At 72.3% G+C, this 26,019-nt stretch carries 25 protein-coding genes; 10 read left to right on the forward strand and 15 right to left on the reverse strand.

All coding sequences use genetic code 11. The annotated features are described in order from the left end of the window. Positions 1 to 102: 102 nt before the first annotated feature. The gene (locus ACPOLB_RS20485; protein ID WP_425257884.1) at positions 103 to 1,968 is read left to right on the forward strand and encodes an ABC transporter ATP-binding protein; all 1,866 of its coding nucleotides are present in this window, start codon (positions 103 to 105) and stop codon (positions 1,966 to 1,968) included. An 11-nt stretch (positions 1,969 to 1,979) separates the two neighbouring features. Here ACPOLB_RS20485 and ACPOLB_RS20490 read toward each other — a convergent pair whose 3' ends face one another. Beyond that, a complete protein-coding gene (locus tag ACPOLB_RS20490) occupies positions 1,980 to 2,363 on the reverse strand; it encodes a hypothetical protein (protein ID WP_425257885.1) in 384 nt (127 codons plus the stop codon). Between the two features lie 78 nt (positions 2,364 to 2,441). On the opposite strand from ACPOLB_RS20490, the gene ACPOLB_RS20495 reads away from it, so the two are divergent. After that, the gene (locus ACPOLB_RS20495) at positions 2,442 to 4,754 is read left to right on the forward strand and encodes a YgiQ family radical SAM protein (protein WP_425257886.1); all 2,313 of its coding nucleotides are present in this window, start codon (positions 2,442 to 2,444) and stop codon (positions 4,752 to 4,754) included. A gap of 20 nt (positions 4,755 to 4,774) precedes the next feature. Here the strand turns inward: ACPOLB_RS20495 and ACPOLB_RS20500 are convergent, their stop codons facing one another. Next, the gene (locus ACPOLB_RS20500; RefSeq protein WP_425257887.1) at positions 4,775 to 5,947 is read right to left on the reverse strand and encodes an aminotransferase class V-fold PLP-dependent enzyme; all 1,173 of its coding nucleotides are present in this window, start codon (positions 5,945 to 5,947) and stop codon (positions 4,775 to 4,777) included. A gap of 77 nt (positions 5,948 to 6,024) precedes the next feature. Between ACPOLB_RS20500 and ACPOLB_RS20505 the strand changes: the two genes are divergently transcribed. Next, positions 6,025 to 6,834 carry a ParA family protein gene (locus ACPOLB_RS20505; RefSeq protein ID WP_425257888.1) on the forward strand — a complete coding sequence of 270 codons (810 nt, stop codon included), beginning with the start codon at positions 6,025 to 6,027 and terminating at the stop codon, positions 6,832 to 6,834. Here ACPOLB_RS20505 and ACPOLB_RS20510 read toward each other — a convergent pair. Further along, positions 6,809 to 7,696: an HDOD domain-containing protein gene (locus ACPOLB_RS20510; RefSeq protein ID WP_425257889.1), complete on the reverse strand. Its 888-nt coding sequence runs from the start codon at positions 7,694 to 7,696 to the stop codon at positions 6,809 to 6,811. The two genes, ACPOLB_RS20505 and ACPOLB_RS20510, sit on opposite strands and share 26 nt — an antisense overlap. A 207-nt stretch (positions 7,697 to 7,903) precedes the next feature. On the opposite strand from ACPOLB_RS20510, the gene ACPOLB_RS20515 reads away from it, so the two are divergent. Further along, positions 7,904 to 8,119 (forward strand): hypothetical protein, encoded by a 216-nt coding sequence (locus ACPOLB_RS20515; protein WP_425257890.1) that lies wholly within the window; start codon positions 7,904 to 7,906, stop codon positions 8,117 to 8,119. Between the two features lie 42 nt (positions 8,120 to 8,161). Further along, on the forward strand, positions 8,162 to 9,088 hold the full coding sequence (locus tag ACPOLB_RS20520) for a DUF808 domain-containing protein (RefSeq protein ID WP_425257891.1): 927 nt from the start codon (positions 8,162 to 8,164) through the stop codon (positions 9,086 to 9,088). A gap of 10 nt (positions 9,089 to 9,098) precedes the next feature. Here the strand turns inward: ACPOLB_RS20520 and ACPOLB_RS20525 are convergent, their stop codons facing one another. The 8 genes from ACPOLB_RS20525 to ACPOLB_RS20560 all read right to left on the reverse strand — a co-directional run bounded on the left by ACPOLB_RS20525 (position 9,099) and on the right by ACPOLB_RS20560 (position 16,486). Next, entirely contained in the window at positions 9,099 to 9,506 is a 408-nt protein-coding gene (locus ACPOLB_RS20525) for an FKBP-type peptidyl-prolyl cis-trans isomerase (RefSeq protein WP_425257892.1), read from the reverse strand. A 20-nt stretch (positions 9,507 to 9,526) separates the two neighbouring features. Then, entirely contained in the window at positions 9,527 to 11,302 is a 1,776-nt protein-coding gene (locus ACPOLB_RS20530) for a glutamine--tRNA ligase/YqeY domain fusion protein (RefSeq protein WP_425257893.1), read from the reverse strand. Between the two features lie 36 nt (positions 11,303 to 11,338). Further along, complete coding sequence (locus tag ACPOLB_RS20535; protein WP_425257894.1) at positions 11,339 to 12,751, reverse strand: hypothetical protein; 1,413 nt, start codon at positions 12,749 to 12,751, stop codon at positions 11,339 to 11,341. A 34-nt stretch (positions 12,752 to 12,785) separates the two neighbouring features. Then, positions 12,786 to 13,571, reverse strand: a complete 786-nt coding sequence (locus ACPOLB_RS20540; RefSeq protein WP_425257895.1) for a hypothetical protein — start codon at positions 13,569 to 13,571, stop codon at positions 12,786 to 12,788. Beyond that, the gene (locus ACPOLB_RS20545) at positions 13,568 to 14,104 is read right to left on the reverse strand and encodes a hypothetical protein (RefSeq protein ID WP_425257896.1); all 537 of its coding nucleotides are present in this window, start codon (positions 14,102 to 14,104) and stop codon (positions 13,568 to 13,570) included. Before ACPOLB_RS20545 ends, ACPOLB_RS20540 begins: the two co-directional genes overlap by 4 nt. A gap of 98 nt (positions 14,105 to 14,202) precedes the next feature. Continuing rightward, positions 14,203 to 15,450 (reverse strand): beta-ketoacyl-[acyl-carrier-protein] synthase family protein, encoded by a 1,248-nt coding sequence (locus ACPOLB_RS20550; protein WP_425257897.1) that lies wholly within the window; start codon positions 15,448 to 15,450, stop codon positions 14,203 to 14,205. 4 nt (positions 15,451 to 15,454) lie between these two features. Beyond that, complete coding sequence (locus ACPOLB_RS20555; RefSeq protein WP_425257898.1) at positions 15,455 to 15,694, reverse strand: acyl carrier protein; 240 nt, start codon at positions 15,692 to 15,694, stop codon at positions 15,455 to 15,457. A 93-nt stretch (positions 15,695 to 15,787) separates the two neighbouring features. After that, positions 15,788 to 16,486 carry a phosphatase PAP2 family protein gene (locus ACPOLB_RS20560; protein WP_425257899.1) on the reverse strand — a complete coding sequence of 233 codons (699 nt, stop codon included), beginning with the start codon at positions 16,484 to 16,486 and terminating at the stop codon, positions 15,788 to 15,790. Between the two features lie 123 nt (positions 16,487 to 16,609). Here ACPOLB_RS20560 and ACPOLB_RS20565 point away from each other — a divergent pair, with 123 nt between their 5' ends. From ACPOLB_RS20565 to ACPOLB_RS20585, 5 genes are read left to right on the forward strand one after another with little or no spacing between them, the layout of a single operon-like run. Beyond that, complete coding sequence (locus ACPOLB_RS20565) at positions 16,610 to 17,968, forward strand: NAD(P)/FAD-dependent oxidoreductase (protein WP_425257900.1); 1,359 nt, start codon at positions 16,610 to 16,612, stop codon at positions 17,966 to 17,968. Beyond that, positions 17,965 to 19,008, forward strand: a complete 1,044-nt coding sequence (locus ACPOLB_RS20570; protein ID WP_425257901.1) for a Rid family hydrolase — start codon at positions 17,965 to 17,967, stop codon at positions 19,006 to 19,008. Before ACPOLB_RS20565 ends, ACPOLB_RS20570 begins: the two co-directional genes overlap by 4 nt. After that, complete coding sequence (locus tag ACPOLB_RS20575) at positions 19,005 to 19,811, forward strand: MipA/OmpV family protein (RefSeq protein ID WP_425257902.1); 807 nt, start codon at positions 19,005 to 19,007, stop codon at positions 19,809 to 19,811. Before ACPOLB_RS20570 ends, ACPOLB_RS20575 begins: the two co-directional genes overlap by 4 nt. After that, positions 19,786 to 20,568: a lysophospholipid acyltransferase family protein gene (locus ACPOLB_RS20580; RefSeq protein ID WP_425257903.1), complete on the forward strand. Its 783-nt coding sequence runs from the start codon at positions 19,786 to 19,788 to the stop codon at positions 20,566 to 20,568. Before ACPOLB_RS20575 ends, ACPOLB_RS20580 begins: the two co-directional genes overlap by 26 nt. After that, entirely contained in the window at positions 20,565 to 21,344 is a 780-nt protein-coding gene (locus tag ACPOLB_RS20585) for a glycosyltransferase family 2 protein (protein ID WP_425257904.1), read from the forward strand. Before ACPOLB_RS20580 ends, ACPOLB_RS20585 begins: the two co-directional genes overlap by 4 nt. A gap of 43 nt (positions 21,345 to 21,387) precedes the next feature. Here the strand turns inward: ACPOLB_RS20585 and ACPOLB_RS20590 are convergent, their stop codons facing one another. The 4 genes from ACPOLB_RS20590 to ACPOLB_RS20605 are packed head-to-tail and all read right to left on the reverse strand — an operon-like array spanning position 21,388 to position 26,013. After that, entirely contained in the window at positions 21,388 to 23,073 is a 1,686-nt protein-coding gene (locus ACPOLB_RS20590) for an NAD(P)/FAD-dependent oxidoreductase (protein ID WP_425257905.1), read from the reverse strand. A gap of 38 nt (positions 23,074 to 23,111) precedes the next feature. Continuing rightward, positions 23,112 to 23,969 carry a beta-ketoacyl synthase chain length factor gene (locus ACPOLB_RS20595; protein ID WP_425257906.1) on the reverse strand — a complete coding sequence of 286 codons (858 nt, stop codon included), beginning with the start codon at positions 23,967 to 23,969 and terminating at the stop codon, positions 23,112 to 23,114. Then, positions 23,966 to 25,204, reverse strand: coding sequence for a beta-ketoacyl-ACP synthase (locus ACPOLB_RS20600; protein ID WP_425257907.1), 1,239 nt, complete (start codon positions 25,202 to 25,204; stop codon positions 23,966 to 23,968). Before ACPOLB_RS20600 ends, ACPOLB_RS20595 begins: the two co-directional genes overlap by 4 nt. Beyond that, positions 25,201 to 26,013, reverse strand: a complete 813-nt coding sequence (locus ACPOLB_RS20605; protein WP_425257908.1) for an alpha/beta hydrolase-fold protein — start codon at positions 26,011 to 26,013, stop codon at positions 25,201 to 25,203. The genes ACPOLB_RS20600 and ACPOLB_RS20605 overlap by 4 nt, the downstream gene beginning before the upstream one ends. Positions 26,014 to 26,019: the final 6 nt, after the last annotated feature.

The following is a 26,019-nucleotide window of genomic DNA, read 5'->3' on the forward strand; positions in this document are numbered from 1 at the left end:
TCATCGCGACCCCGGTGCGGCAACCCGCCGCGCCGACGAGGCCGCGCACCCGTGCCGGCGCCCACCCGGCGCCGCTGTGCGCGCCGCAGGGAGCACACGATCTTGTTCCGCCGTTTCGAGAACCTGGTGCATCCGTACCCGGATGCCCTGCCGCCCCCGCCGCCCCAGCGCTTCTTCGCGTTCCTGTGGGCCAACACGCGCGGGCTGCGCCCGCTGCTGCTGCTGCTGACGCTGCTGACGGCGGCCATCGGCGCCTTCGAGGCGTTGCTGTTCAGCATGCTGGCGCACGTGGTCGACATCCTGGCCACCGTGAAGCCGACCGAGCTGTGGGCGCAGCACGGCCACACGCTGCTGCTGCTGTGCGGGCTGCTGGTGGGCAGCATCGCGCTGGCCGGCGTGCAGGGGCTGGTGAAGTACCAGTCGGTGTTCGGCAACTTCCCGATGCGGCTGCGCTGGAACTTCCACCGCCTGATGCTCGAGCAGAGCATGCACTTCTACCAGGACGAGTTCGCCGGCCGCATCGCCACCAAGGTGATGCAGACCGCGCTGGCGGTGCGCGACACCTGGCTGATCCTGGCCGACATCCTGGTCTACGTGGTCATCTACTTCGTCACGCTGGTGGCGGTGGTGGGCGGCATGGACCTGTGGCTGGTGCTGCCGTTCATGGGCTGGCTGGCGCTGTACGTGCTGGCGCTGTGGTTCTTCGTGCCGCGGCTGGGCAAGGTGGCGCAGGCGCAGGCCGATGCGCGTTCGCTGATGACGGGCCGTGTCACCGACGCCTACACCAACATCGCGACCGTGAAGCTGTTCTCGCACGCGCACCGCGAGGCGCACTTCGCGCGCGGCGCGATGCAGGAGTTCATGACCACCGCCTACGCGCAGATGCGGCTGGTGACCGGCTTCGAGATCGCCAACCAGGCGCTCAGCGTCGCGCTGGTGGCGTCGACCACCGGCGTGGCGCTGTGGCTGTGGACCCAGGGCCAGGTGGGCGTGGGCGCGGTGGCGGCGGCCACCGCGATGGCGCTGCGGCTGAACGGCATCTCGCACTGGGTGATGTGGGAGATGTCGTCGCTGTTCGAGCACATCGGCACGGTGCAGGACGGCATCACCACGCTGAGCAAGCCGCGTGTCATCGTCGACCGCCCCGACGCCCGGCCGCTGGAGGTGTCGCGCGGCGAGGTGCAATTCGACCGCGTGCGTTTCGCCTACGGCAGCAAGCAGGTGCTGGACGACTTCTCTCTCGTGATCCGCCCGGGCGAGAAGATCGGGCTCGTGGGCCGCTCCGGCGCCGGCAAGAGCACGGTGGTGAACCTGCTGCTGCGGCTGTACGACATCCAGGGCGGCCACATCCGCATCGACGGCCAGGACATCGCCGGCGTCACGCAGGACAGCCTGCGCCGCGCGGTCGGCATGGTGACGCAGGACACCTCGCTGCTGCACCGCTCGGTGCGCGACAACATCCTGTACGGCCGCCCGGAAGCCGGCGATGCCGGCGATGCCGAGATGCTGCGCGCGGCCGAACGTGCCGAAGCGCACGACTTCATCCTCGGTCTCACCGATCCGAAGGGTCGCACCGGCTACGACGCCCACGTCGGCGAGCGCGGCGTGAAGCTCAGCGGCGGCCAGCGGCAGCGCGTGGCGATCGCACGCGTGATGCTGAAGGACGCGCCCATCCTGCTGCTCGACGAGGCCACCAGCGCGCTGGACAGCGAGGTCGAGGCGGCCATCCAGCAGAGCCTGTACCGCCTGATGGAGGGCAAGACGGTGGTGGCGATCGCGCACCGGCTGTCCACCATCGCGGCGATGGACCGACTGGTGGTGATGGACCAGGGCCGCATCGTGGAGGTGGGCGACCACGCCAGCCTGCTGGCGGCCGGCGGCATCTACGCCCGGCTGTGGGCGCACCAGAGCGGCGGTTTCCTCGGCGAGGAGACCGACGACGACGACGCGGCGGTGGCCGCCGCCTGAAGACGTGCGCCTCAGCGCCGCGGCAGCGGCGGCTCGTCGAACTCGGCCGGCTGCGTCGGCATGAAGCCGGGCACGGTGACCGGGTGGGTGTCTTCCCAGCTGTCGGGCGCCGGGGCGGCGGCGGCCAGGGCACGTTCCAGGGCCGCGCGGCGCTCCTGCGCGTCGTTGCCCTGAGCTTGATGACCCTGCTGTTCCGGCAGGCGCGACAGCGCCTGGTCGGCCTCGGCCAGGCGGCGGTGCAGGGCGGCGGCGGTGGCCGCCAGGTCCAGGCGCGAGTCCTGCGCGTCCTGCAGCGCCCGCCGCATGGCCGCCAGCCGGCTGCGGTGCAACCACCAGGCCACGCCTCCCGACACAACGGCGATGGCGGCGACGAACAGCGCGTTGACGAGTTCCATGGATGGGGCTATCGGCGCCCGGCAGGGGCAACTTGAGCCAGCGCCACGCGCGCAGGCGCTTGCGACGACAATCCCGGGGTGTCCACCGCCCTCGCCATCCCTCCCCGCGCCGCCAAGGCATTGACCGGCTACCGCCCGCACTGGGCCAAGCGGTTCGGCACCGCGCCGTTCCTGCCGATGAGCCGCCAGGAGATGGACGCACTCGGCTGGGACTCCTGCGACGTCATCGTCGTCACGGGCGACGCCTACGTCGACCACCCCAGCTTCGGCATGGCCGTGATCGGCCGCACGCTCGAGGCGCAGGGCTTCCGCGTGGGCATCATCGCGCAGCCCGACTGGCACAGCGCCGACCCGTTCAAGGCCCTGGGCCGACCGAACTTGTTCTTCGGCGTCACCGCCGGGAACATGGACTCGATGATCAACCGCTACACCGCGGACCGCAAGATCCGCAGCGACGACGCCTACACGCCGGGCGACGTCGGCGGCAAGCGCCCCGACCGCGCCAGCCTGGTGTACGCGCAGCGCTGCCGCGAGGCCTATGCCGACGTGCCCATCGTGCTGGGCGGCATCGAGGCCAGCCTGCGCCGCATCGCCCACTACGACTACTGGCAGGACAAGGTCCGGCGCAGCATCCTGGTCGACAGCAAGGCCGACCTGCTGCTGTACGGCAACGCCGAGCGCGCCATCGTCGAGATCGCGCACCGCCTGGCCAGGCGCGAACCGGTGCAGCAGATCACCGACGTGCGCGGCACCGCGTTCATGCTGCGGCGCGAGCACGACCTGTGGCTGCAGGACTGGTTCGAGCTCGACTCGACCGAGGTCGACCGCCCCGGCCGCGTCGACGCGCACATCAACCCCTACCTGACGCTGGAAGAGCAGGCCGACGCGCAGGGCGCCACCTGCAGCCGCGACGGCGATGCCCCTGCCGTGCCCGCCACCGCGGTGGTGGCCATGCCCACCAGCCGCCGCGTCGTGATGCCGCCGCGCGAGAAGACCGTGGTGCGGCTGCCGGCCTACGAGCAGGTGAAGAGCGACGCCGTGTTGTACGCGCACGCCAACCGCGTGCTGCACCTGGAGACCAACCCCGGCAACGCGCGCGCGCTGGTGCAGGCGCACGGCGACCGCGAGGTCTGGATCAACCCGCCGCCGATCCCGCTGACGACGGCCGAGATGGACCACGTCTTCGATCTGCCCTACGCCCGCAGCCCGCACCCGGCGTATGCGGACGAACACGGCGGTCATGACGGCGCGACCAAGATCCCGGCCTGGGAGATGATCCGCTTCAGCGTGAACATCATGCGTGGCTGCTTCGGCGGCTGCACCTTCTGCAGCATCACCGAGCACGAAGGCCGCATCATCCAGAGCCGCTCGGAAGACTCGGTGATCCGCGAGATCGAGGAGATCCGCGACAAGGCCCCCGGCTTCACCGGCGTCATCAGCGACCTCGGCGGCCCCACGGCCAACATGTACCGCATCGGCTGCAAGAGCCCCGAGATCGAGGCGGCCTGCCGCAAGCCGAGCTGTGTCTACCCGGGCATCTGCCCGAACCTGAACACCGACCACACGCCGCTGATCCACATGTACCGGCGCGCCCGCGCGCTGCGCGGCGTGAAGAAGATCCTGATCGGCAGCGGCCTGCGCTACGACCTGGCGATCCAGAGCCCCGAGTACATCAAGGAACTGGTCACGCACCACGTCGGCGGCTACCTGAAGATCGCGCCCGAGCACACCGAGGGCGGCCCGCTCAGCAAGATGATGAAGCCGGGCATCGGCACCTACGACCGCTTCAAGCAGCTGTTCGACCAGTTCAGCGCCGAGGCCGGCAAGAAGCAGTACCTGATCCCGTACTTCATCGCCGCCCACCCCGGCACCAGCGACGCGGACATGATGCATCTGGCGCTGTGGCTGAAGAAGAACGGCTTCAAGGCCGACCAGGTGCAGACCTTCTACCCGAGCCCGATGGCCACGGCCACGGCGATGTACCACACCAACCTGAACCCGCTGAAGGGCATCAGCCGCGACGCCAACCGTGCCGAGCGCGTGGACATCGTGCGGGGCGAGAAGCGTCGCCGGCTGCACAAGGCCTTCCTGCGTTACCACGACCCCAACAACTGGCCGCTCCTGCGCGAGGCGCTGAAGGCGCTGGGCCGTGCCGATCTCATCGGCAATGGCAAGCACCACCTGATCCCGAGCTTCCAGCCGCTGACCGACGGCAGCTACCAGAGCGCACGGCGCAAGAACAGCACGGTGGTGAAGCCCTCCGCGGTGGCGCCGGGCCGGCTGCTGACGCAGCACACCGGCCTGCCGCCGCGCGTGACCGGTGCGCGGCCCGCCGCCAAGACCGCCGCGAAGACCGCCGCACGACCGGCCGGCGCGCGCAAGCCGCGCTGAAGGGTGGCCGGGCCTGCCCGTCAGGCCACGCCCAGCGCCGCTTCGAGCCGGGCGATGTCGTCGTCCGTGTTGTAGCCCTGCACCGAGACGCGCACGCAGGTGTGGCCGCCGTGCTGCGTCACGGGCACCTCGATGCGGTGGGCGTCGAACAGCCGCCGGCGCAGGGCCTCGGCGTCCTGTGGCGGCACCGGGATCGCCACCATCTGCGCGAAGTCGGCGTCGCCGCACAGCGGCGCCAGCCCGAAGTGGCGCGTGATGCGCTGCAGCGCGCCCGCGGCCAGCGCGTGGCAGCGCTGCTGGACCGCGGGCCAGTCGTGACGCTGCTGGAAGGCGATGGCGTCGGGCACCGCCAGCCAAGCCGCGATGTCGCGTGTGCCCTGCCACTGCAGCCGCCGCTCCAGCAGCGTGCTGCCGGTGTAGGCGTCGAAGCCGGTGTGGCCACCTGCCTCGGCGGCATAGCCCCAGCTCACCACCGGGGCCTGCAGCAGCGCGTGGTGCTCGGGCCGGACGTGCAGGAAGCCCGCACCCTTGGGCGCGCACAGCCACTTGTGGCAGTTGCCGGTAGAGAAGTCGGCGCCGATGTCACCCAGGTGCAGCGGCACGTGGCCGGGCGCGTGGGCGCCGTCCACCAGCGTCAGCAGGCCGCGCGCTCGCGCTGCGGCACACAGCGCCGCCACCGGGAAGGTCAGCGCGGTGGTCGAGCTGATGTGGCTGACGAACAGCACGCGCGTGCGCGGCGTCACCGCCGCCATCACGCGGTCGACGACGCCGGCGCTCTCGAACGGCAGCGGGATCGGCACCTGCCGGTAGACCGCGCCGCGCCGCGCGCACACCACCTGCCAGGTGGCGTTGCAGGCGCCGTACTCGTGGTCGGTGGCCAGCACTTCGTCGCCCGGCTGCAGCGGCAGCGACTGCGCCACGGTGTTGACGCCTGTGGTGGCGTTGGGCACGAAGACCAGGTCCTCGGCGCGGGCGCCGAGCAGGGCCGCGAGCGGCGCCCGCGCCGCCGCGAGCAGGCCCGCCGAACGCCGTCCCAGGAACTCCACCGGGTTGCGCTCCATCTCCAGTTGCCAGCGCTGCCAGCTGGCGACCACCTCCTGCGGGCAGGCGCCGAACGAGCCATGGTTCAGGAAGACCACGTCGGGATCGAGCAGGAACTTCCGGCGCAGGTCGCTGGCAGCGGGTGCAGGCATGGAAATCAGTGTAGCGACCGCTCGCCTGCGCAATGCTGCGGTGCACAATGGCGCCTTTCCACCTGCCGCCAACCGCCATGCGCCACGTCGTGTTCAACCAGAAGGGTGGGGTGGGCAAGTCCACCATCACCAGCAACCTGGCCGCCATCGCGGCGCAGCAGGGCCGGCGCACGCTGGTGGTGGACCTGGACGCCCAGGCCAATTCCACGCGCTACCTGCTGGGCGATGCCGCCGACACGCCCGCGCCCGGCGCGGCCGAGTTCTTCGACACGACGCTGAAGTTCACGATGCGCCCGGTCCGCACCGCCGACTTCATCGTCGACACCCCCTGGCCGAACCTGCGCCTGATGTCGGCCAGCCCGGCCCTCGAAGAGATGCACGGCAAGCTCGAGAGCCGCTACAAGATCTTCAAGCTGCGTGACGCGCTGGCCGAAGTGGCCGCAGACTTCGACGAGGTCTGGATCGACACGCCGCCGGCACTGAACTTCTACACGCGCTCGGCGCTGATCGCGGCCGACGGCTGCCTGATCCCGTTCGACTGCGACGACTTCTCGCGCCGCGCGCTCTACGGGCTGATGGAGGCGGTGCAGGAGATCCGCGCCGACCACAACGCCGACCTGCGCATCGAGGGCATCGTCGTCAACCAGTTCCAGGCCCGCGCCAGCCTGCCGCAGCGCACGGTGCAGGAACTGCTGGACGAAGGCCTGCCGGTGCTGCAGCCGTACCTGTCGTCCAGCGTGAAGATCAAGGAGTCGCACGAGCTGGCGCGGCCGATGGTGCACCTGGACGCGCGCCACAAGCTCACCCTGGAACTGCTGGCGCTGTATGCGGCGCTGCAGCCCGCGAGCGCGGGCAAGGCGGTCAGGCGTCGGCCAGCGAGCCGCTGAACTCGCGCAGTTCGTCTTCCCAGTGCTGCAGCTCGCCGTCGTCGACCTGGAGCCAGGCCATCGCGGCCGTGCCGTGCTGCGACCAGTCGGCCTCGGGCGGCAGCGCCTCGTGGCGGCGCACCAGGTGCTCGGCCACGAGGCCGGCCGCCACCAGCGTGTGCACGCCGGGCTCGGTGCCTTCGGCACCGAGCGTGTCCAGGTCGTGGTGCAGCCGGATCGCCGCCATCACCTCGGGAGCCAGCCGCCACACGCGTGCCACCAGCGCACCCACGACGGCGTGGTCGGTGCGGTGGTTCGCGTTCTCGGTGGCGATGAAGGGCCGGTCGATGCGGGCGGCAGCCTCCACCAGCGTGCTGGCGTAGCCGCGCACGCTCTGCAGCATCACCGGCTGGCCGACATGGCAGAACAGGCCGTAGGTGTGGGCCACGTCCTCCGACATGCCGGCCAGCTGCCGCGCGATGAAGGCCATCACCGCGGCGCGCTGGCCCGACCGTTCCCAGAAGCGCTGCAGGTGGCGGTTGTCCACCGGCAGCGCGTGGCGCACCAGGAAGCCGGTCATGATCGCGGCGGTCTGCTTCAGGCCCAGCCGGTTCATCGCCTGGCCCACGGTCTGCACCGGCTGGCCGGCGTACAACGGGCTGTTGGCGTTGCGCAGCAGCGTGGCGGCCATCGCGACATCGCCGGCGGCGATGCGGGCGATCTCGTTCAGGTCGGGCTCGGCGGGCTGCATCGCCGCCCGCAGGCGCACCAGCAGTGCCGGCGCGGGCGGAATCACGATGTGCTGCAGCGCGCCGCGCGTGCGGGCGTGGTCGATGTCACGGGCGATCTCGGCGGTGCGGGAAGCGGTGGTGGCAGTGGTCATGGAGGCGGGCAAGGGGCCGACTCCTCGGTTATCGGTCCGCGCCGCCGGTCCTTGAGCCTGCGCCGACACCGTGTCGGACAAGCACCGACAAGCGACCGCGCCGTGCGCCGACAGCCACATGCGCGCTGCGCCTGCGGCAGCCGGGCCGCCGCTCGCCTACCTTTGCCGACATCCGCCACGGCACTTCCTGCAGGCACCATGACCACCATGCAACGCACCGTCACGCACAGCGGCCACGCCGGCTTTGCCCTGCGCTTCGAGTCGCTGTTCCACCCGGGACGCGGCATGGCATTCCCGTGCGACGCCGCCGGCCGCGTCGAGCTCGATGCGCTGAGCGAGCGCGCGCGCCACAACTACCTGTATGCACGCGCGGTCGTCGGACGCGAGTTCGCGACCCCCGCGGTCGTGCCCGATTGCTGCTGAGCCGCCGCTGGGTGCGACGAACTTGCGGCGAGAATGCGCGGCATGGCCGCCTCCAGTCTGCTCGCCCTCCTCGATGACATCGCCACCGTGCTCGACGACGTGGCGGTGCTGTCCAAGCTCGCCGCCAAGAAGACCGCGGGGGTGCTCGGCGACGACCTGGCGCTGAACGCGCAGCAGGTCACCGGGGTGCGCGCCGAGCGCGAACTGCCCGTGGTCTGGGCGGTCGCCAAGGGGTCCTTCGTCAACAAGGCCATCCTGGTGCCGGCGGCGCTGCTGATCGCCAGTTTCGCGCCCTGGGCCGTGACGCCGCTGCTGATGGTGGGCGGCGCCTTCCTGTGCTACGAAGGCTTCGAGAAGCTGGCGCACAAGTTCATGCACGCGCGCGAAGACGTGGAGGCCCAGCACGCCGAACTGGTCAAGGCCGTGGCCGACCCGCAGATCGACCTCGTGGCCTTCGAGAAGGACAAGATCAAGGGGGCCGTGCGCACCGACTTCATCCTGTCGGCCGAGATCATCGCCATCACGCTGGGCACGGTGGCGGCAGCGCCCTTCCTGACGCAGGTGCTGGTGCTGTGCGGCGTGGCGATCGCGATGACCGTGGGCGTCTACGGCTTCGTGGCCGGCATCGTGAAGATCGACGACGCCGGCCTGCACCTCAGCGGCAGCGGCAACGGCGCCGCGCGCGCGCTGGGCCGCGGCCTGCTGGCGCTGGCGCCGTGGCTGATGAAGGCCTTGTCGGTGGCGGGCACCGCGGCGATGTTCCTGGTGGGCGGCGGCATCCTCGTGCACGGCGTCGGCCCGCTGCACCATGCCGTCACGGGCTGGGCCGAGGGCCTGGGCGGCATCGTCGGCGCACTGGGCGAGGCGCTGGCCAATGCCGGCGTCGGCCTCGTGGCCGGCGCCGTGGTGCTGGGTGCGGTGCTGCTGGCGCGCAGGCTCTTCGGCCGCGCGCCGCCTGCAGCGGCCTGAGCGGCCCGGGCTACTTCACGATGCCCAGCAGTTCCACCTCGAACTGCAGCGTCGCGTTCGGCGGGATCACGCCACCGGCACCGCGTTCTCCGTAGGCGATGGCGGGCGGGCAGGTCAGCCGCGCCTTGCCGCCGACCTTCATCAGGCCCACGCCTTCGGTCCAGCACTTGATGACGCGGTTCAGCGGGAACTCGGCCGGCGCCTTGCGGGCGTAGGAGCTGTCGAACTCCTTGCCGTCCATGAAGGTGCCGCGGTAATGCACGCGGACCACGTCGGTGGGCAACGGGCTCGGGCCCGTGCCTTCCTTGACGACGCGGTAGCCCAGTCCCGAGGGCAGGGTCTTGTCGGCTTGCGCATGCGCCGCCATCGGCAGCGCCAGGGGCAGGGCCAGCGCCAGGGCGGCAATGAATTTCGTCATGGTGGCTTGTCGGCCGGAGCTCACTTGCCCCAGCTGTCCTTCAGGGTGGTGATGCGGTTGAACACCGGTGCATCGGGCCGGTGCAGCTTGCGGTCGGTGACGAAGTAGCCGTGGCGCTCGAACTGGTAGCGCTGGTCGGCCGGCACGCCAGCCAGTGCCGGCTCGACGTAGCCCTGCACCACACGCTTGCTGTGCGGGTTCAGCGCCTCGCGGAAGTCGCGGCCGCCGGCGTCGGGCTGGGGCTCGGTGAACAGGCGGTCGTAGAGCTGGATCGTCGCCGGCACGGCGTCGTGCTGGCCGATCCACGTGATGGTGCCCTTGACCTTCACCGCGTCGGCACCCGGCGTGCCGCTGCGGGTGTCGGGCACCACGGTGGCCAGCACCGCGGTGACGTTGCCCGCGGCGTCCTTCTCGCAGCCGGTGCACTCCACGACCAGGCCGTACTTCAGCCGCACCTTGTTGCCGGGGAACAGGCGGAAGAAGCCCTTGGCCGGCACCTCGGCAAAGTCGTCGCGCTCGATCCACAGCGCGGGCCCGAGGCCGAAGCTGCGCTGGCCGAGTTCGGGCCGCTGCGGGTGGGCCGGCGCGTGGCAGGCCTCGATGTGGCCGGCGCCGAACACGTCGGCCCAGTTGGTGAGCTTCAGCGGCAGCGGGTCGATCACGGCCATCGCCCGCGGCGCCTTGCCTTCCAGGTCGTCGCGCAGGCAGCCTTCGAGCACGCTGTACTCGAGCCAGATGTTGGTCTTGCTGGCGCCGGTGCCGTCGGCCATCGCGCGGATGCTCTCGGGCGTGTAGCCGCGCCGGCGCATGCCGAACAGCGTGGGCATGCGCGGGTCGTCCCAGCCGTCGACGATGCCTTCGTCCACCAGCGCCTTCAGCTTGCGCTTGCTGGTGATGACGTAGGTGAGGTTCAGGCGCCCGAACTCGTGCTGTCGCGGCGCCGGGCGCTGCAGCAGGCCCAGGTCGGCGAGCTTGTCGAGCAGCCAGTCGTACCAGGGCCGCTGGTCCTCGAACTCGAGCGTGCAGATGCTGTGGGTGATGTTCTCCAGCGCGTCCTCGATCGGGTGCGCGTAGGCGTACATCGGGTACACGCACCAGGTGTCGCCGGTGTTGTGGTGCGTGGCGTGCTTGATGCGGTACAGGGCCGGGTCGCGCAGGTTGATGTTGGGCGAGGCCATGTCGATCTTCGCGCGCAGCACCGCGGCGCCGTCGGGCATGCGGCCGCTCTGCATCTCGCGGAAGCGCTCCAGGTTCTCGGCCGGGGTGCGGTCGCGGAACGGACTGTCGGTGCCGGGCGTCGTGAAGTCGCCGCGGTTGGCGCGCATCTCGTCGGCACTCTGTTCGTCGACGTAGGCCAGGCCGGCGCCGATGAGCGCCTCGGCCGCGCGCACCATGAAGCCGAAGTAGTTGCTGGCGTAGTACAGGTGGTCGACACCGTGCGCCTGCCAGTCGAAGCCGAGCCAGTGCACGGCCTCGATGATGGCGTCGACGTACTCCTGCTCTTCCTTCTCGGGGTTGGTGTCGTCGAAGCGCAGGTGGCAGACGCCGCCGTAGTCGCGCGCCAGGCCGAAGTTCAGGCAGATGCTCTTGGCGTGGCCCACGTGCAGGTAGCCGTTGGGCTCGGGCGGGAAGCGGGTGCGGATCTTCGCCGGGTCCAGCGGTCCGGCGGCGTGGTGCGCGCCATCCCCCGGCGTGCCGGCGAAGCGGCGCTGGCTCCAGGTGCCGGTCTCGAGGTCGCGTTCGATGATGCCGCGCAGGAAGTTGCTCGGCTTGGGGGTGTCGTGGGGAGTCGTCATGGGGCCGCTGAGCGCCCTGGGGGCGTGCGGCGGATTCTAGGGGCTGCCCATCGCCGCCCAGGCGTCGACGGCGGCGCTGGCCTGCCGGGCGCGCGCGGCCAGCTCGTCGCGATCGAACGGCAGCCGCTCGGGCGGCAGCGTCGCCAGGAAGCGGTACCACTGCACCATGTTGCGGCCGATCTTCGTGTTGCCCTGCTCCAGCGCCCAGGCGCGTTCGAGCATGCGCTGGATCTCCCGGATGCGCTGCGGCGCGTCGGCGCCGTCGCAGCAGCCGGGAATGCGCGCGATCGCGGCCAGGTTCAGCACCTCGCCGTTGCCGGGCAGGCGGCGCGCAGCCTCGGCCAGCGCTGCCTGCATCTGCGCGCGCGCGGCCGGTTCGTCGCCGGTGCCGGCCTGCGCGGCGGCCTGCTGGGCCAGGTCGCGGTCGGGCGAGGGCGCCGCGGCCCGGCTGCCGCCCAGGCCCAGCGTGCCCTCGATCACCGCCGTCATCGCCAGCGGCACGCGCAGCAGCGGATCGTCGGGCCGCGCCAGCGCTGCGCGGAACCGCGCCAGTGCCGCCACCGCCTGCTCGCGCGAGGTGCGGTCGCCGTCGACACGGAAGTTGAGGTAGCTCGCCATCGCCCGCGCGAACACGGTCTCGGGCAGCACCGGGCCGGCCTGCAGGCCGGTGTCGTCGATCAGCATCCAGAAGCTGCGCAGCTCGCGGTCCTGCAGCTGCAGCCAGGGCCGGCGCCAGGCCACGGCGGAGAACTTCGCCGGCAGCGGCACGGCCTCGGCGTCGAGCCGCGGCTCGCGGCGCAGCTGCAGGCCCGAGGCGATGGCCTGCGCCAGCTGCGCCTGTTCCTCGCGGCTGATCTTGCGCGCCGGGAACGAGATGGTGTCCGACGGCAGGCTGCCGGCGAAGCGCAGCGGGCGCGCCTGCTGCGGCACATCGACGAGCACTTCCAGTTCGCGGCTGGCGGCGCCGTTCCAGAACACGCGCAGGTGCGACTGCACCAGGATGCCGTCGTCGCGGTCGAAGATCTCGCCCCAGACGAAGACGGCGCTGTGGAACAGGCGACGCCAGAAGAGCCCGGCGCGGTTCTCCACCACGCGGTCGTAGACGTTCTCGATGCCGCAGGCCGGGTCGGCGGGCTTGTCGGGGTCGCCCTCGACCAGCGTCACCTGCGTGGCCGGCGCGTCGACCGCGCCCTGCAGCGCCTGCAGCCGCGTGATCTGGTTGAGCTGCGCCGCCGACTCGCGGTTCGCCGGCGACGTGCCGCCGTAGCGGTAGGGCAGCATCACGATGTACGACGACGGCGCACCGAAGTTGCTGATGCGCGGGTTGTCGCAGGCGGTGCGCAGCAGCGTGGCGCCGCAGCCTTGCAGCAGGGCGGCGGCCGCAAGCAGCAGCGCCAGACGGCCCCAGCGGGCCGGGCCAGGCGGGCGATGCGCAGTCGGTGCATGCATGTGCAGGGATCTCCCGGTGGCGGGCGCGGACGGCTCAGGGCGCAGCCCCGGGTGGGGCGATGCAGGGCGGCAGCGCCGTGATGCCCGCCTTGCGCGCGGCCTGCTCCAGGTCCTTCATCAGCGCCACCAGCTGGGCGGCGATGTCGCTGTCGAGCCGCTCGCGGGAGGGCCGCAGCGTGCTCTGTGCCAGCGACGCCAGCGCGATGCGGCTGTCGCACAGTGCCATCCACGCCGCCTTGTAGTCGCTCTCGCGCTGGTAGACGGTGGCCAGGCCCATCGAGACGAAGGGGCGGTACAGCGGCGGATCCTGTCCGAAGACCTCGATCCAGCTGTCCACCGGGTGGCTGGACAGGGCCGGGTACACGGTGACGACCTCGACATCGCGCCGCGCCGCGCCGTCGCTGCGCAGGTACACGGGCACCGCCAGCTGCACGAGGCCGTCCCGGCCGTTTTCCCTGGCCTTCCAGAACACCGCGACGACCTTGAAGTTGAGGAAGTTGCGCATTTCCTCGACGCTGAAGTCGTTGTTGCCGATGCGGTGCTCGCACGCGATCAGCTCCAGGCGCAGGCGGCGCTTGGCGCCCGCGCGTTCGCTGAGCTTGCGGGCGATGTCGCTGAGCACCGGCGTCACCTGGCTCATCAGGCGGTCCTGTTCCTGGGGTGCCGCGGGGTCGACGAAGACCAGCGCGTAGTAGGTGTTGGGGGAGCCCACCTGCAGGAACAGCGGGGGGCAGTTCACCTGCGCACGGACGGCACCGGTCAGTGCCAGGCCGCACAGCAGGGCGGCCAGCACCCGCAGTGCGCGGCGCCCGGACGTCATGGCGGCACGCTCGCTGCCGGGTCGCAGCGCAGTTCGGTGGTGAGATCGGCGATGGCGCCGCGGCGGATCTCGTTCAGCGCCTTGGGTACGTTGCGCGACGCCAGCAGCACCGCACACACCTCGCTGCGGCGCTGCACGGCCAGCAGGCGCAGGCCGTTGATGGCCTCGGTGGGCGGCGTCGGGCTGCGCGAGGCGGCCATCACGAACAGCGGGAACACCGCGTCGCTGCCGTACATGGACAGCTGCGCCGTGGCGTGGCTGCGCTCGATCTCGGGCAGCTGCGGGTTGTTGACCTTGGTCAAGAGCGTGGCCATCTGGTTCACGCTCTCGACGGTGGCCTTGCGCTCCTGCACCACGGTCTGGCGCTCCTTGATCGCCTGGTCGATGCGCCCCGTGAGCACGAAGCCGACGATCGCGATGACGGTGGTCTGGGCGATGGACAGCAAGGTGTTGATCGACGCCATGCGCACGGGCGTCGGGGCTGGCGGCGCAGGCGGCGCGGGGCTCTTGGCGACACGGAACCTGGGATCCATGCCCTGCAATCTAGTCCCGATTGACCGCGGCGGCATCGTGCGCACCGGCTTCGAACAGGGGGGCCGCGCCCAGGCGCGCCTGCATGGAGCCCGCGCGCTCAGGCGCGCGTGAACAGCAGCGCCGCGTTGCTGCCGCCGAAGGCGAACGAGCTGGTGATGGCCGCCTGCAGGTCCGGCGCGGCGGTGCCGGCCTCGGGCACCAGCGACAACCCCAGCGCGGCGTCGGGCTGGCCGCAGTGCATGTTCGGCGGCAGCCGGCGCTGGTGCAGCGCCAGCACGGTGACCACCGCCTCCAGCGCGCCGGCCGCTCCCAGCAGGTGGCCGTGCAAGGCCTTGGTGGAGCTGACCTGCAGGTCGGCGATGGCCGCACCCCACAGGCCGCGCAGCGCCTCGGCCTCGACCGCGTCGCCGATCTTCGTGGCCGTGCCGTGCGCGTTGCAGTAGCCCACGTCGGCCGGCTGCAGGCCGGCGCCGCGCAGTGCAGCCCGCAGCGCGCGCTGCTGGCCAGCCACGTCGGGCTTGGTGAGGTGGGTGGCATCGCAGCTCAGGCCCCAGCCCGACAGCTGTGCGTAGGCACGTGCACCGCGGGCGCGGGCGCGGGCGGCCGACTCCACGACCAGGAAGGCCGCGCCTTCGCCCAGCGCAAAGCCGCTGCGGTCCGCGGCAAACGGCTTGCAGGCCGCGGCGGCGTCCTCGGGGGCGGTGAAGCCGGCCAGCGTCTGCATCGCCTGCCACGCCATCACCACGCCGGGCACGATCAGCGCTTCGCTGCCGCCGGCGATGGCCACGTCGACCTCGCCGCGCTGCACCGCCTTGGCCGCCTCGGCGATGGCCACCGCCGACGAGGCACAGGCCACCGAATACGTGAGCACCGGTCCCAGCACCCCCTGGCGCATCGCCACGTGACCGGCCGGGGCGTTGGGCATGAAGGCGGGGATGGTCAATGGCGGCACCCGGCCGCTGCCGCCCATGCCGGCCCGGTAGGCCGTCTCCAGTGCCGCGGCACCGCCCATGCCGCAGCCGGCGAACACGCCGACGCGTTCGCGGTCGGGGCCCAATGCCTCGGCCGCGCCGCCGGCGTCGCGCAGCGCCAGGTCGGCGGCCGCCACGGCCAGCTGGCTGACGCGGTCGACGCCGGCCAGCTGCAGCTTCGTGAACCAGCGGCTCTCGTCGAAGGGGGCGGTGGCCACCGGCGCCAGCCGCGGCAGTTCGGGGAACAGCGCCCGCACCGCCGAGCGGCCCTGGCACAGGGCCTCGAACATCGCGTGCGCGTCGTCGCCGTGCGGCGAGACCACGCCCAGGCCGGAGACGACGACGGCGTCCGCGGCCGCGGCGTTGGCGTTCACGGCGTCAGGCGGTCTGCGACGCGCGCATCTTGTCGACGACCTCTGCCAGCTCGGCCAGGGTGTCGATGTTCGAGTACTCGTCGGGCACCGAGATGCCGTACTTGTCTTCGACGGCAAAGAGGAATTCCACGAGCGCAAGCGAATCGATGCCGCTGCCGCGCATCGAGGCGTGTGGATCCAGCGTGGCGGGATCGAGCCCGTACTTTTCCTGGATCAGGTCCTGCAGTTCCTTGAGCGAACTCATCGTGCGAATTCCATCGTCATGCCGGTCCGCGGCCAACGTGTGTGCCGCCTTGCAACCCCCCGCCGGCGCAGGGGTGCATGATATCCGCTCCGGTCAGCCGCCCTGGCGGTGGCCGACCCCCGCACTCCAGCGGAACGAGGCGAAGGCGAAGGCCGCGCCCAGCGCCGCGCCGGCCAGCGCGTCGAGCACCACGTGCTGCTGGATGGCCACCGTCGACCACGCGATGGCGGCGAACCACAGGCCGTTGGCCCAGCGGAAGGCCGCCGGCGCGTGCACGATGCGCATCAGCCGCTGCACCCACAGGGCCGTGAACATCGCCGTGGCCACGTGCAGCGACGGGCAGGCGTTGCCGGCGGCGTCGACGCCCTGCAGCATCGCGAAGCCGGGATAGCCCGACACATCCACGGTGCGCGGCGGCACCGCGGTGGGCCAGAAGTAGAAGATCGCCAGCCCCAACAGGCACAGCGCAGCGGCCCACAGGCCGTAGACGATCAGCTCGCGCAGCGTCAGCAGCAGTCCGGGCGCGATGCCGACGTACAACCACAGCGACAGGTAGGCCACCAGCGCCTGCGGCTGGAACGGGATCAGCGCGTCCAGCGCCGTCAGCGGCATTTCCAGCACCGGGTACACCGGGTTGCGCAGCGTGTGGAAGTAGCCCTGGAAGAACAGCCACATGAACGCGCTGATGCCCACCAGCTTCAGCCCCAGGTAGCGCCAGAAGCGCTCGACGAGGTCGGCCCGCCAGCCCGCGCTGCGGCGGGTGGTCAGGGGTAGGGGGGCCGGTCGGTTCATGCGGGTGACTTTGCGATAATTCGAGGGATGGTGCCGCATGCGCTGCGCTTGCTGCCAAGTCCCCGCCTGCCGCCCGCCATCCGCCACCCGCCCTTTCCAGGAACGCACCGACGTCAAGCAGTCATGGCCCAGGCGACGACTCCCACCCCTGATTCTGACCGCACGCGCCGGTGCGACGTGCTCGTCGTCGGCGGCGGCCCCGCCGGCGCCACCGTTGCCACCCTGCTGGCGCGCCAGGGCCGGCACGTCGTGCTGCTGGAAAAGGCCCACCACCCGCGGTTCCATATCGGCGAGTCGCTGCTGCCGGCCAACGTGCCGCTGCTGGAACGGCTCGGCGTGCGGGCGCAGGTCGAAGCCATCGGCATGCCCAAGTGGGGCGTGGAGTTCTGCTCGCCCCAGCACAGCCACCGCAGCTATCTCGAATTCAGCCAGGCCTGGGACAAGTCCATGCCGATGGCCTGGCAGGTGCGGCGCGACGCCTTCGACGAGATCCTGTTCCGCAATGCCGCGGCCAGCGGCGCGGTTGCGCAAGAGGGCTGCCAGGTGCGCAGCGTCGTCTTCGACGCCGACGGCGCCGACGTCGAAGCGGTGCTGGACGACGGCGCCACGCAGCGCTGGCGTGCGCGGTTCGTCATCGACGCCAGCGGACGCGACACGCTGCTGGCCACCGCCAACGGCTGGAAGCAGAAGAACCGCCGCCACAACAGCGCCGCGCTGTTCGGCCACTTCCGCGGCGCGCAGCGCCTGGAAGGCCGGCGCGAGGGCAACATCAGCATCTTCTGGTTCGCGCACGGCTGGTTCTGGTTCATCCCGCTGGCCGACGGCAGCACCAGCGTGGGCGCGGTGTGCTGGCCGCACTACCTGAAGAGCCGCGACAAGCCGCTGCGCGAGTTCTTCGCCGACACGATCGCGCTGTCGCCGGCGCTGGCCGAGCGCCTGCGGGATGCGACGCTGATCGACGACCACGTGTGGGCCACCGGCAACTACAGCTACAGCGCCGACCGCTGCGCGGGCGACCGCTTCCTGATGCTGGGCGACGCCTATGCCTTCATCGACCCGGTGTTCTCGTCGGGCGTGCACCTGGCGATGGTCAGTGCCTTCGCCGGTGCCGACGTCGTGGCCACCGCGCTCGACCGCCCGGCGGCCTACCCGGCCGCACGGCGGCACTTCGAGCGCCAGATGCGCCACGGCCCGCGCGAGTTCTCGTGGTTCATCCAGCGCATGACCAACCCCATGATGCGCGAGCTGTTCATGCACCCGCAGAACCCGCTGCGCATGCAGGAAGCCGTGCTGTCGCTGCTGGCCGGCGACATCTACGGCAAGACGCCGATCTGGGGCTCGCTGGCCTTGTTCAAGGCCGTCTACTACATCGGTTCGCTGTTCTCGCTGCCGCGCAGCTGGCGCGCGTGGCGGCTGCGGCAGCAGTTGATCCGCGACGTGGGTGCCGTGCAGGGCGAGAACGTGATCGCCCCCGCACCATGACCCTTGCCCTGTCGCCACCCACGTCCGCTCCCCCCGTCGCTGCCGGCCTGCGCTGCGTGCGCCTGGATCCCGTCGCCTGGGCGCGGCAGGCGGCCTCGTCGCCGCGCCCGCTGGGCGGGCTGGGCTGGGGCATCGCGGCCCCGGGCCTGGCGGGCCTGGAACTGCCGGTGCTGTCGGAAGGCGGGCCCCTGGTGGACGCCTGGCTGGGCCAGGGAGGCACGCAGCGCCAGGGACGCAATGGCGCGGTGCAGTGGCAGGCCGACGACCGCTGGGCCTTCGGCCAGCTCGACCTGCCCGACGTCGACGGCGACCTGAGCGGCGTGGCGCGGCAGGCCTACCTCGACATCTTCACGGCGCTGCGCGCATGCGGTCACACGCAGGTGCTGCGGCTGTGGAACTACCTGCCGCGCATCAACGGCGACGGCGGCGGGCTCGAGCGCTACCGGCAGTTCAACATCGGCCGCCAGCAGGCGTTCATGGAAGCCGGGCACGACGCCTTCGAGGGCGCACCGGCGGCCTGCGCGCTGGGCCTGCCCGACGCGCGCGACATGCCCGGCGGCGGGCTGCATCTGCGCTTCCTGGCCGCCAGCAAGGCGCCGCGGCCGCTGGAGAACCCGCGCCAGGTGCCGGCCTACCGCTACTCCAGCACCTACGGGCCGCGGGCGCCGACGTTCTCGCGCGCGGCGCTGGCCGATGCCGGCGGCGGCCGGGTGGCGCTGTTCGTGTCGGGCACGGCCAGCATCGTCGGCGAGCACTCGGTGCACCACGGCGACGTGCTGGCGCAGGCGCGAGAGACGCTCGTCAACCTGCAGGCGGTGCTGGACGCTGCCAACGCACGTTGCACAGCCGGCTTCACGTTCGACGACCTGCACTGCACGGTCTACGTGCGCCATGCCGGCGACGCAGCGGCCGTGCTGGCCCTGCTGGCGGCGGCGCAGCCCGGAGCCCCGGCGCCGCTGTGCGTGCAGGCCGACGTCTGCCGGGCCGAACTGCTGGTGGAGATCGAGGCGCATGCCTTCGCGCCGGGGGCGCTGGCATGACGAAGGCTGCGCTGCTCGCGCTGGCCTTGCTGGGCGCCGTGCCGGCGGTGCGCGCCGACGAACCCCTGTGGGAAGCCGGCCTCGGCGCCGGCTGGCTGCGGCTGCCGCACTACCGGGGCAGCAGCGAAAGCCACACCTGGCTGCTGCCGGTGCCGTATTTCGTCTACCGCGGCGACTTCCTGCGCGCCGACAAGGACGGCGCCCGCGCGATGATCTTCGACGGCGACCGCCTGGACTTCGACCTCAGCGTCGGCGGCAGCCCGCCCACCAAGAGCAACGACAGCCAGGCCCGCGCCGGCATGCCCGACCTCGCGCCCACCTTCGAGATCGGCCCCAAGATGAACGTGCGGCTGGCCCAGGGTGCGGGCTGGAAGCTCGACCTGCGCGTGCCGGTGCGCGCCGTGGTGGCGGTGGACGACGGCCTGCGTGTCGCCGGCTTCAATCTCGAGCCCGTCATCAACATCGACAGCGAGGCGGGTGGCTTCAACATCGGCGCGCAGGCCGGCCCGCTCTGGGGCGACCGCCGCCTGCACGATGCCTTCTACAGCGTCGCCCCGGAGTTCGCGACCGCCACGCGGCCGGCCTACACGGCGCGCGGCGGCTACGCCGGCTGGCAGGCCACCGCGGGCGTGTCGCGCCGTGTCGGCCGGCTCTGGATGGGTGCCTTCGTGCGCCACGACAGCGTCGCGGGCGCGGCCTTCGCCGGCAGCCCGCTCGTCACCGCGCGCAGTCACACGGCGCTGGGCGTGGCGATGTCCTGGGTCTTCGCGGTCTCCGATGCACGTGTCGCCGATCCACGCTGACACCCCGCCGCCGCTGCTGCGCTGGCTGCTGCTGCCGCTGCAGTGGCTGGCGCTGCAGTGGATGCTGCTGGTGCTGGGCACGGGCTCGCTGCTGTGGAACCTGGCGGCGCTGGCGCTGTACCCGCTGCTGCCGCGCGAGACCGGGCTGCGCGTCGGGCGCGCCGCCATCGCGCGCGGCTACCGCATCTTCTGGTGGATGGCGCGCCGGGCCGGCATGATGCGGCTGCATTCCGAGGCGCTGGACGCGCTGCGCGACGAGCCCGGGCTCATCGTCGTGGCGAACCACCCCAGCATGCTCGATGCGCTGATGCTGGTGGCGCGGTTGCCCAGGAGCGCCTGCATCATGAAGGCCAGCCTGATGCGCAACCCCTTCCTGGCCCCCGGGGCACGGCTGGCGCGCTACATCCGCAACGACTCGCCGCGCGGTCTGGTGCGTCTGGCCGTGGAGGACCTGCGCAGCGGCGGGCAGCTGGTGGTGTTCCCCGAAGGCACGCGCACGACGGTGCCGGGCGTGAACCGCTTCCGCCCGGGCGTGACGCTGATCGCGCAGCGCGCCAACGCCCCGATCCAGACCGTGTTCATCGACACCAGCTCGCCCTACCTGTGCAAGGGCTGGCCGCTGTGGCGGCTGCCGCCGCTGCCCATCGTGTTCTCGGTGCGGCTGGGCCGCCGGTTCGAGCCCACCGACCAGCCGGCGGCGCTGCTGGCCGAGATCGAAGCCTACTTCGCGGCCGGCGTCGGCCGGCCTGCCGCATGACGACCGCTGCCTCCGCCTCGCACCTGGTGCTGATCCCCAGCTACAACACCGGCGCCCAGGTCTATGCCACGGTGCGCGCGGCGCGTGCGCACTGGACGCCGGTGTGGGTGGTGGTCGACGGCAGCAGCGACGGCACGGCCGAAGGCCTGCAGGCAATGGCCGCCGCCGATCCGGGCCTGCGCGTGATGGTGCTGCCCCACAACCAGGGCAAGGGCGCTGCGGTGCTGCATGGGCTGCAGCAGGCCATCGCCGCCGGCTACACGCACGCGCTGGCGATGGACAGCGACGGCCAGCACCCGGCCGACCTGATCCCGGCCTTCATGCAGGCCTCGCTGGCGCGGCCCGAGGCAATGATCCTGGGCCGCCCGGTGTTCGATGCCAGCGCGCCGCTGCTGCGGGTGCGCGGCCGGCGTGTCTCGAACTGGTGGACGAACCTGGAGACGCTGGGGGCGGGTGTGGCCGACTCGCTGTACGGCTTCCGCGTCTACCCGGTGGCGGCGCTGGCGGCGGTGATGCAGGGCCAGCCCTGGATGCGCCGCTTCGACTTCGACACCGAGGCCGTGGTGCGTCTGGCCTGGCGCGGCGTGAAGCCGGTCAACGTGGACGCGCCGGTGAAGTACCTCAGCGCCGACGAGGGCGGCGTCTCGCACTTCCGCTACGTCCGCGACAACGCGCTGCTGAGCTGGATGCACACGCGGCTGATGGTCGAGTTCGTGCTGCGGCTGCCGGCGCTGCTGTGGCGCCGCCTGCGCGGCCTGCCGCCGTTCCAGGCCTGACGGTCGGCCGCTGCCCGGCGCGGCCGGGACAGCCGTTCCCGGCTCAGGCCGGTTCGGCCGCCAGTTCGGCCTGCAACGCGCCTGCGCTGCGGAACAGCAGCTGCTCGTCGCGCGGTTGCAGCGCCGCGGCCGGCAGCAGGGCGCGCAGCGCGCTGCCGTCGAGCTGCGGGTGTTCGCGCGTGCCGCGCTGCAGCAGTTCGGCCGCGAGCTGCTGCAGCGTCAGCGCCGCCTGCCGGATGCGCTGGCGGAACGCCTCGTCGCCGAGCGCGGCGTCGTGCAGGCTGCGGTTGAGCTCGACGAACCACGGCACCGAGGCCTGGTCCAGCATCACCGGCAGGTTGCGCCGCGCGCTCACCGTGCCCCAGGCGCGCAGGTAGTCCTGCACCGCGACGTTGAGCTTCTGGCAGGCCGCGAGCTCGTCCCGCAGGTGGCCCATCGAGCCCAGGTCGGTCAGGCGCTCCTGGCAGAACAGCTGCGCCAGCACGCTCCAGTAGTAGGTGTAGTCCCAGATCACCTTGCACGGCAGCACCTCAGGGTCGCCGAAGAGGCCGTACTGGTCGACGTACAGCGCCAGCGTGCTGTCGTAGAACGACTTGAAGATCTGCTCGTAGACCTGGGTGTGGGCGTGCAGCCGCTGGCCGCTGCGGTCGCGTTCGACCAGCGCGGTGATGTAGGTGTTGCCGATGGCGATGAAGTCGCTGCCCGGCGAATAGAACGGGTCGAGGAAGCGCCCGGCCTCGCCGGCCAGCGCCCAGCGGTGCTCGCTGAAGACCTGCTTGCAGTCGTGGCTGAAGCGCCGGAAGAAGGCGAAGTCCTGCAGCTTGTCGCGCTTGCCGTCGAGGTCGTCGAACAGCGCCGGCTGGTAGGTGTGCAGCCAGTCCATCGCCTTGTCGAAGGTGTTCATCGACTCGAGCGGGTGGTACTTCGGGTCGGCGACGATGCCCACCGAATGCGAGCCCGAGGCCAGCGGGATCAGCCACACCCAGTAGCCCGCGCCCACCAGGTGGTTGGTGGAGAGCCAGCGCGTGGGTGTGACGCAGCGTTCGCGCCAGGCCTGCACCTGGGCGGGGTCCTGGCCGTCGTCCAGCGGCCACTGGTCGATGTGGATGCGGTCGCTGATGCGGAACCACACCGCGTGCGCCGCGTGCGCGTTGTCCTGCGCCAGCCCGCGCTGCTTCTTCAGCAGCCCGGCGCGGCCGCAGGCGTCGATGACCCAGCGCGCGCTGGTGTGCCGCAGCGGCTCGCCGGGGCGCTGCCACTGCAGCTGGTGCGGCGTGCCGTCTTCGGTGAGCGTGACCTTGCGGATGAGCGCGTTGTCGACGAAGCGGATGCCGCGCCGCTGGCATTCCTCGCCGAGGAAGTTCTCGAAGATGCCGCGGTCGATCTGGTAGCTGGGCACCGGCAGCGGGCGGCTGGCGCCGAGCTCGGTGACGCGGTGCAGGTCGCGCCGGCCTTCGCTGAAGAAGAAGCGGAAGCCGAACTTGCGCAGCTGCGCGCCGCGCAGGTGCTCGCCCAGGCCCAGCGTGTGCTCGAAGTAGTGCGCGCCGATCTCGACGCTGCTCTCGCCCACCTTGTGGCAGGCCTCCGGCACCGGGTGCGGGCGGCGTTCGAGCACCAGCACGTCGATGTCGGGCATGCGCTGGCGCAGCTGCAGGGCCAGTGTCAGGCCGGCCAGGCCACCGCCCATGATGACGATCTCGTGCTCGGGCGTGGCGGGGGAGGTGTGCATCGGCGAGGTGTCCATGGCGTGGGTGGTGCGGCGGGGCTTCACGCCGCACCGGCATTGTCGCTGGCCGGCGCGCGCATTGTCATGGACAACTGCAAAACCCCGGCCGGCCCCAGCGGCAGCGCGAGCGCCGCCGGCGTGGCCGCGGTGGCGGGCGCCGCGCGGGCCAGCAGCTCGAACAGCGGCAGCGCGTCGGCCATCGCGTTGGCCTCCAGCGCCTGTGCCGCGCCCGATTGCAGCGGCGGCAGCGCGGCGCTGCCGCCGTGCACGCACCAGTCGACGGCGCACAGCGAGTGGGCGCTCACGGCGGGTGCGAGCACCAGGGCCACGCCCAGCAGGCCGCGGCTGCGGTTGACCGAGGCCAGCGGGCCGCGCGCGTCGGTGTCGAAGCCGGCCAGCAGCACCGGCACGCCGTCGGCGGCCAGCTGGCTGGCGGCTTCCACGAAGCCGATGGCGAAGCTGGCCTCGAAGCCCGACACCGCGCTGCTGGGCGCGCGGCAGCCGGTGGCGATGGCCCAGTAGCCCGAGGCCGCGTTGTGCACCGAGTGGTGGAAGCGGGTCGGCGACAGCAGCAGCGGGTTGGCCGCCAGCGTGCTGCACAGCGCGTCGACGATCGCCAGGTCGCCGTGCGCGGACGTGAACACGCTGGCCAGCGTGGCCGGGTCCTGGCCGGCCATCGCCACCGCGGCCGAGGCCACTTCCAGCGCCACCAGCACCGAGTCGGGGGCGCGGCGGCGTTCGTTGGCGGCCAGCAGCGGCGGGCTCGGGCGGGCGGGCGCGTGCGCTGCGGCCTGCGCCGGCGCCGGGTCGCCGCGCAGCGCTGCACGCGCCTGCGCCCAGCCCGGCAGCGCCGGCGTCCACAGCGCCACGCCGTCGATGTACAGGCGCTGCGGCGTCATGCCGACATCCCGGGGGCGCCCCCGAACAGCAGCACGCAGTTGTTGCCGCCGAAGCCGAAGGAATGGCTGGCTGCGACCCGCGCGCGGCCGGGGGCCGGCTGCAGGCGCAGCTGCCTGGCGAAACGCGGGCCGAACGCGGGGTCGGCGGCCTGCGTGTGCGCGCTGCCGGGCAGGCCGCGGCCCTGCAATGCCAGCAGGCACAGCACGGCCTCGACGATGCCGGCCGCGCCCATCGTGTGCCCGGTCAGGCCCTTGGTGGCGGCGGCGTGCACCTCGGGGCCGTAGCGGCGCGCCACCAGGGCCGCTTCGGCGTCGTCGTTGGCGGCGCTGGCGGTGCCGTGCAGGTTGACGTGGTCGACGTCGGCGGCCTGCAGGCCGGCGCGCGCCAGCGCGTCGTCCAGCGCCGCCTCGGCACCCAGCCCCTGCGGATGCGGTGTCGACATGTGGTGGGCGTCGTTCGACTCGCCGTAGCCCAGCAGGCGCAGCCCGGTCGCCGTGGCGTCCGCCGGGTCGCCCGCCGCGCGCTGCAGCAGCGCGAAGCCGGCGGCCTCGCCGATGCTGATGCCCTGGCGGCGTGCGTCGAAGGGCCGGCAGGGAGCGTCGGACATCAGGCCCAGCGCCCGGAAGCCGTACAGCAGGCTGGCGCTCAGCGCCTCGACGCCGGCCACCACCACCGCATCGACGACGCCGCTGCGCAGCCAGCGCTCGCCGCTGGCGAAGGCCTTGGCGCTGGACGAGCAGGCCGTGGACACCGTGACCGCCGGGCCTTCCAGCGCCAGCGCCTGCTGCACGAAGGCCGCCAGCGCGTGCGGCGTGTGCAGCCGCGGGTTGCGGTGCCCGGCCGGAAAGCCGCCGTCGGCGTCGAGATGCCGGTAGGCGGCCTCCGAGTCGCCGATGGTCGACGCCGACGTGCCCAGCACCAGGCCCACGCGCGCCGCCCCCCAGCGGGCGCGCGCCGCGGCCACTGCCTCCGCGAAGCCGTCCTGCTGCAGGGCCTGCCAGGCCAGCCGCGTCGGTCGGCAGTCCCAGGCCTGCAGGGCCGGCGGCAGCGGCGCCTGCACCAGGGCGTCCACCCGGCCGACCCAGGTCGCCAGCGGGGTGGCCGGGTCGGCCAGCGGTCGCAGGCCGCTGCGCTGTTCGGCGACGGCCACGGCCAGCGCCTGCAGCCCCACGCCCGCGGCGCAGCTGGCGGTGAACGCAGGCAGCACCACCGCCTGCATGCGGCCAGGCTTCATGCCGCGGCGCACGCCGGTTGCAGCGGCCCGCGCGCCAGCCAGTCCTGCCACAGCGCGGACCACGCCGGCCAGTCGTGGCCGCCCGGGGTGCTGGCGACGCGCGCGGCCGGCAGCAGGTCGGCGAAGACGCGGTGCGCATCGGCGAAGCGGTCGTCGCGGCCGTAGCCCAGGTGCACGGGCGGCAGCGTCGGCGCGGCGGCCCGGGCCGCAAATGCGTGCCAGAGCTCGCGGTCGAGATCGTCGCCCCCCGGCACCGGGGCAGGCGTGGCGGCGTGCCAGCCCGCCGGGCCGCCGGCCTGGGCGATCTCCTGCATCAGCCGCCGCGGCCCCAGGTAGGGCGCCAGCGCCAGCACGCCGTCGATCTCGGCGCCGTGGCGCACCGCGTAGCCGAGCGCGCCGAAGCCGCCGAGCGAGATGCCGACCAGCCAGATGCGCCGCGTGCCCTGCGCGCGGGCCGGCAGCACGACCTCGTCGCGCAGGCGGCGCACGATGCTCTTGTCGGTGTAGTAGCCGAGGTGGGCGTCGACGATGCAGACGTCGGCGGCCGTGCGCTGCGCGCGCAGCGCCTCGACGAAGCCGGCCTCGATGAATTCAGGGGGCCGGCTGTAGGCGCCGGGGAGCAGCACCAGCAGTGTCGATGCCGCTGTGGAAGACGCCGGGCAGGGCCCCGGCAGGCGCAACACGTCCATGCGTGGCAGGGTGGGTGGAATCGCGAAGGCGCAGCCGCCGGTGGCGGCGGCCGTGGCTGCCAGCGCCAGCCCGCCGAGCAGGCGCCGGCGGGTCGGCAGGGACGTGCTGTCGGGGTGCAACGGCCG

The sequence above is a fragment of the Rubrivivax soli genome, from assembly GCF_049810355.1.
GTDB lineage: Bacteria > Pseudomonadota > Gammaproteobacteria > Burkholderiales > Burkholderiaceae_C > Rubrivivax.

Bases quoted from the DNA above. Each gene is read 5' to 3' on its own strand.
- ACPOLB_RS20525 (WP_425257892.1), bottom strand. From the start codon at position 9,506: ATGACGAAATTCATTGCCGCCCTGGCGCTGGCCCTGCCCCTGGCGCTG.
- ACPOLB_RS20565 (WP_425257900.1), top strand. From the start codon at position 16,610: ATGGCCCAGGCGACGACTCCCACCCCTGATTCTGACCGCACGCGCCGG.
- ACPOLB_RS20490 (WP_425257885.1), bottom strand. From the start codon at position 2,363: ATGGAACTCGTCAACGCGCTGTTCGTCGCCGCCATCGCCGTTGTGTCG.
- ACPOLB_RS20505 (WP_425257888.1), top strand. From the start codon at position 6,025: ATGCGCCACGTCGTGTTCAACCAGAAGGGTGGGGTGGGCAAGTCCACC.
- ACPOLB_RS20510 (WP_425257889.1), bottom strand. From the start codon at position 7,696: ATGACCACTGCCACCACCGCTTCCCGCACCGCCGAGATCGCCCGTGAC.
- ACPOLB_RS20515 (WP_425257890.1), top strand. From the start codon at position 7,904: ATGCAACGCACCGTCACGCACAGCGGCCACGCCGGCTTTGCCCTGCGC.
- ACPOLB_RS20595 (WP_425257906.1), bottom strand. From the start codon at position 23,969: ATGACGCCGCAGCGCCTGTACATCGACGGCGTGGCGCTGTGGACGCCG.
- ACPOLB_RS20585 (WP_425257904.1), top strand. From the start codon at position 20,565: ATGACGACCGCTGCCTCCGCCTCGCACCTGGTGCTGATCCCCAGCTAC.
- ACPOLB_RS20530 (WP_425257893.1), bottom strand. From the start codon at position 11,302: ATGACGACTCCCCACGACACCCCCAAGCCGAGCAACTTCCTGCGCGGC.
- ACPOLB_RS20570 (WP_425257901.1), top strand. From the start codon at position 17,965: ATGACCCTTGCCCTGTCGCCACCCACGTCCGCTCCCCCCGTCGCTGCC.
- ACPOLB_RS20600 (WP_425257907.1), bottom strand. From the start codon at position 25,204: ATGAAGCCTGGCCGCATGCAGGCGGTGGTGCTGCCTGCGTTCACCGCC.
- ACPOLB_RS20545 (WP_425257896.1), bottom strand. From the start codon at position 14,104: ATGGATCCCAGGTTCCGTGTCGCCAAGAGCCCCGCGCCGCCTGCGCCG.
- ACPOLB_RS20555 (WP_425257898.1), bottom strand. From the start codon at position 15,694: ATGAGTTCGCTCAAGGAACTGCAGGACCTGATCCAGGAAAAGTACGGG.
- ACPOLB_RS20520 (WP_425257891.1), top strand. From the start codon at position 8,162: ATGGCCGCCTCCAGTCTGCTCGCCCTCCTCGATGACATCGCCACCGTG.
- ACPOLB_RS20535 (WP_425257894.1), bottom strand. From the start codon at position 12,751: ATGCATGCACCGACTGCGCATCGCCCGCCTGGCCCGGCCCGCTGGGGC.
- ACPOLB_RS20590 (WP_425257905.1), bottom strand. From the start codon at position 23,073: ATGCACACCTCCCCCGCCACGCCCGAGCACGAGATCGTCATCATGGGC.
- ACPOLB_RS20560 (WP_425257899.1), bottom strand. From the start codon at position 16,486: ATGAACCGACCGGCCCCCCTACCCCTGACCACCCGCCGCAGCGCGGGC.
- ACPOLB_RS20540 (WP_425257895.1), bottom strand. From the start codon at position 13,571: ATGACGTCCGGGCGCCGCGCACTGCGGGTGCTGGCCGCCCTGCTGTGC.
- ACPOLB_RS20500 (WP_425257887.1), bottom strand. From the start codon at position 5,947: ATGCCTGCACCCGCTGCCAGCGACCTGCGCCGGAAGTTCCTGCTCGAT.
- ACPOLB_RS20580 (WP_425257903.1), top strand. From the start codon at position 19,786: ATGCACGTGTCGCCGATCCACGCTGACACCCCGCCGCCGCTGCTGCGC.
- ACPOLB_RS20575 (WP_425257902.1), top strand. From the start codon at position 19,005: ATGACGAAGGCTGCGCTGCTCGCGCTGGCCTTGCTGGGCGCCGTGCCG.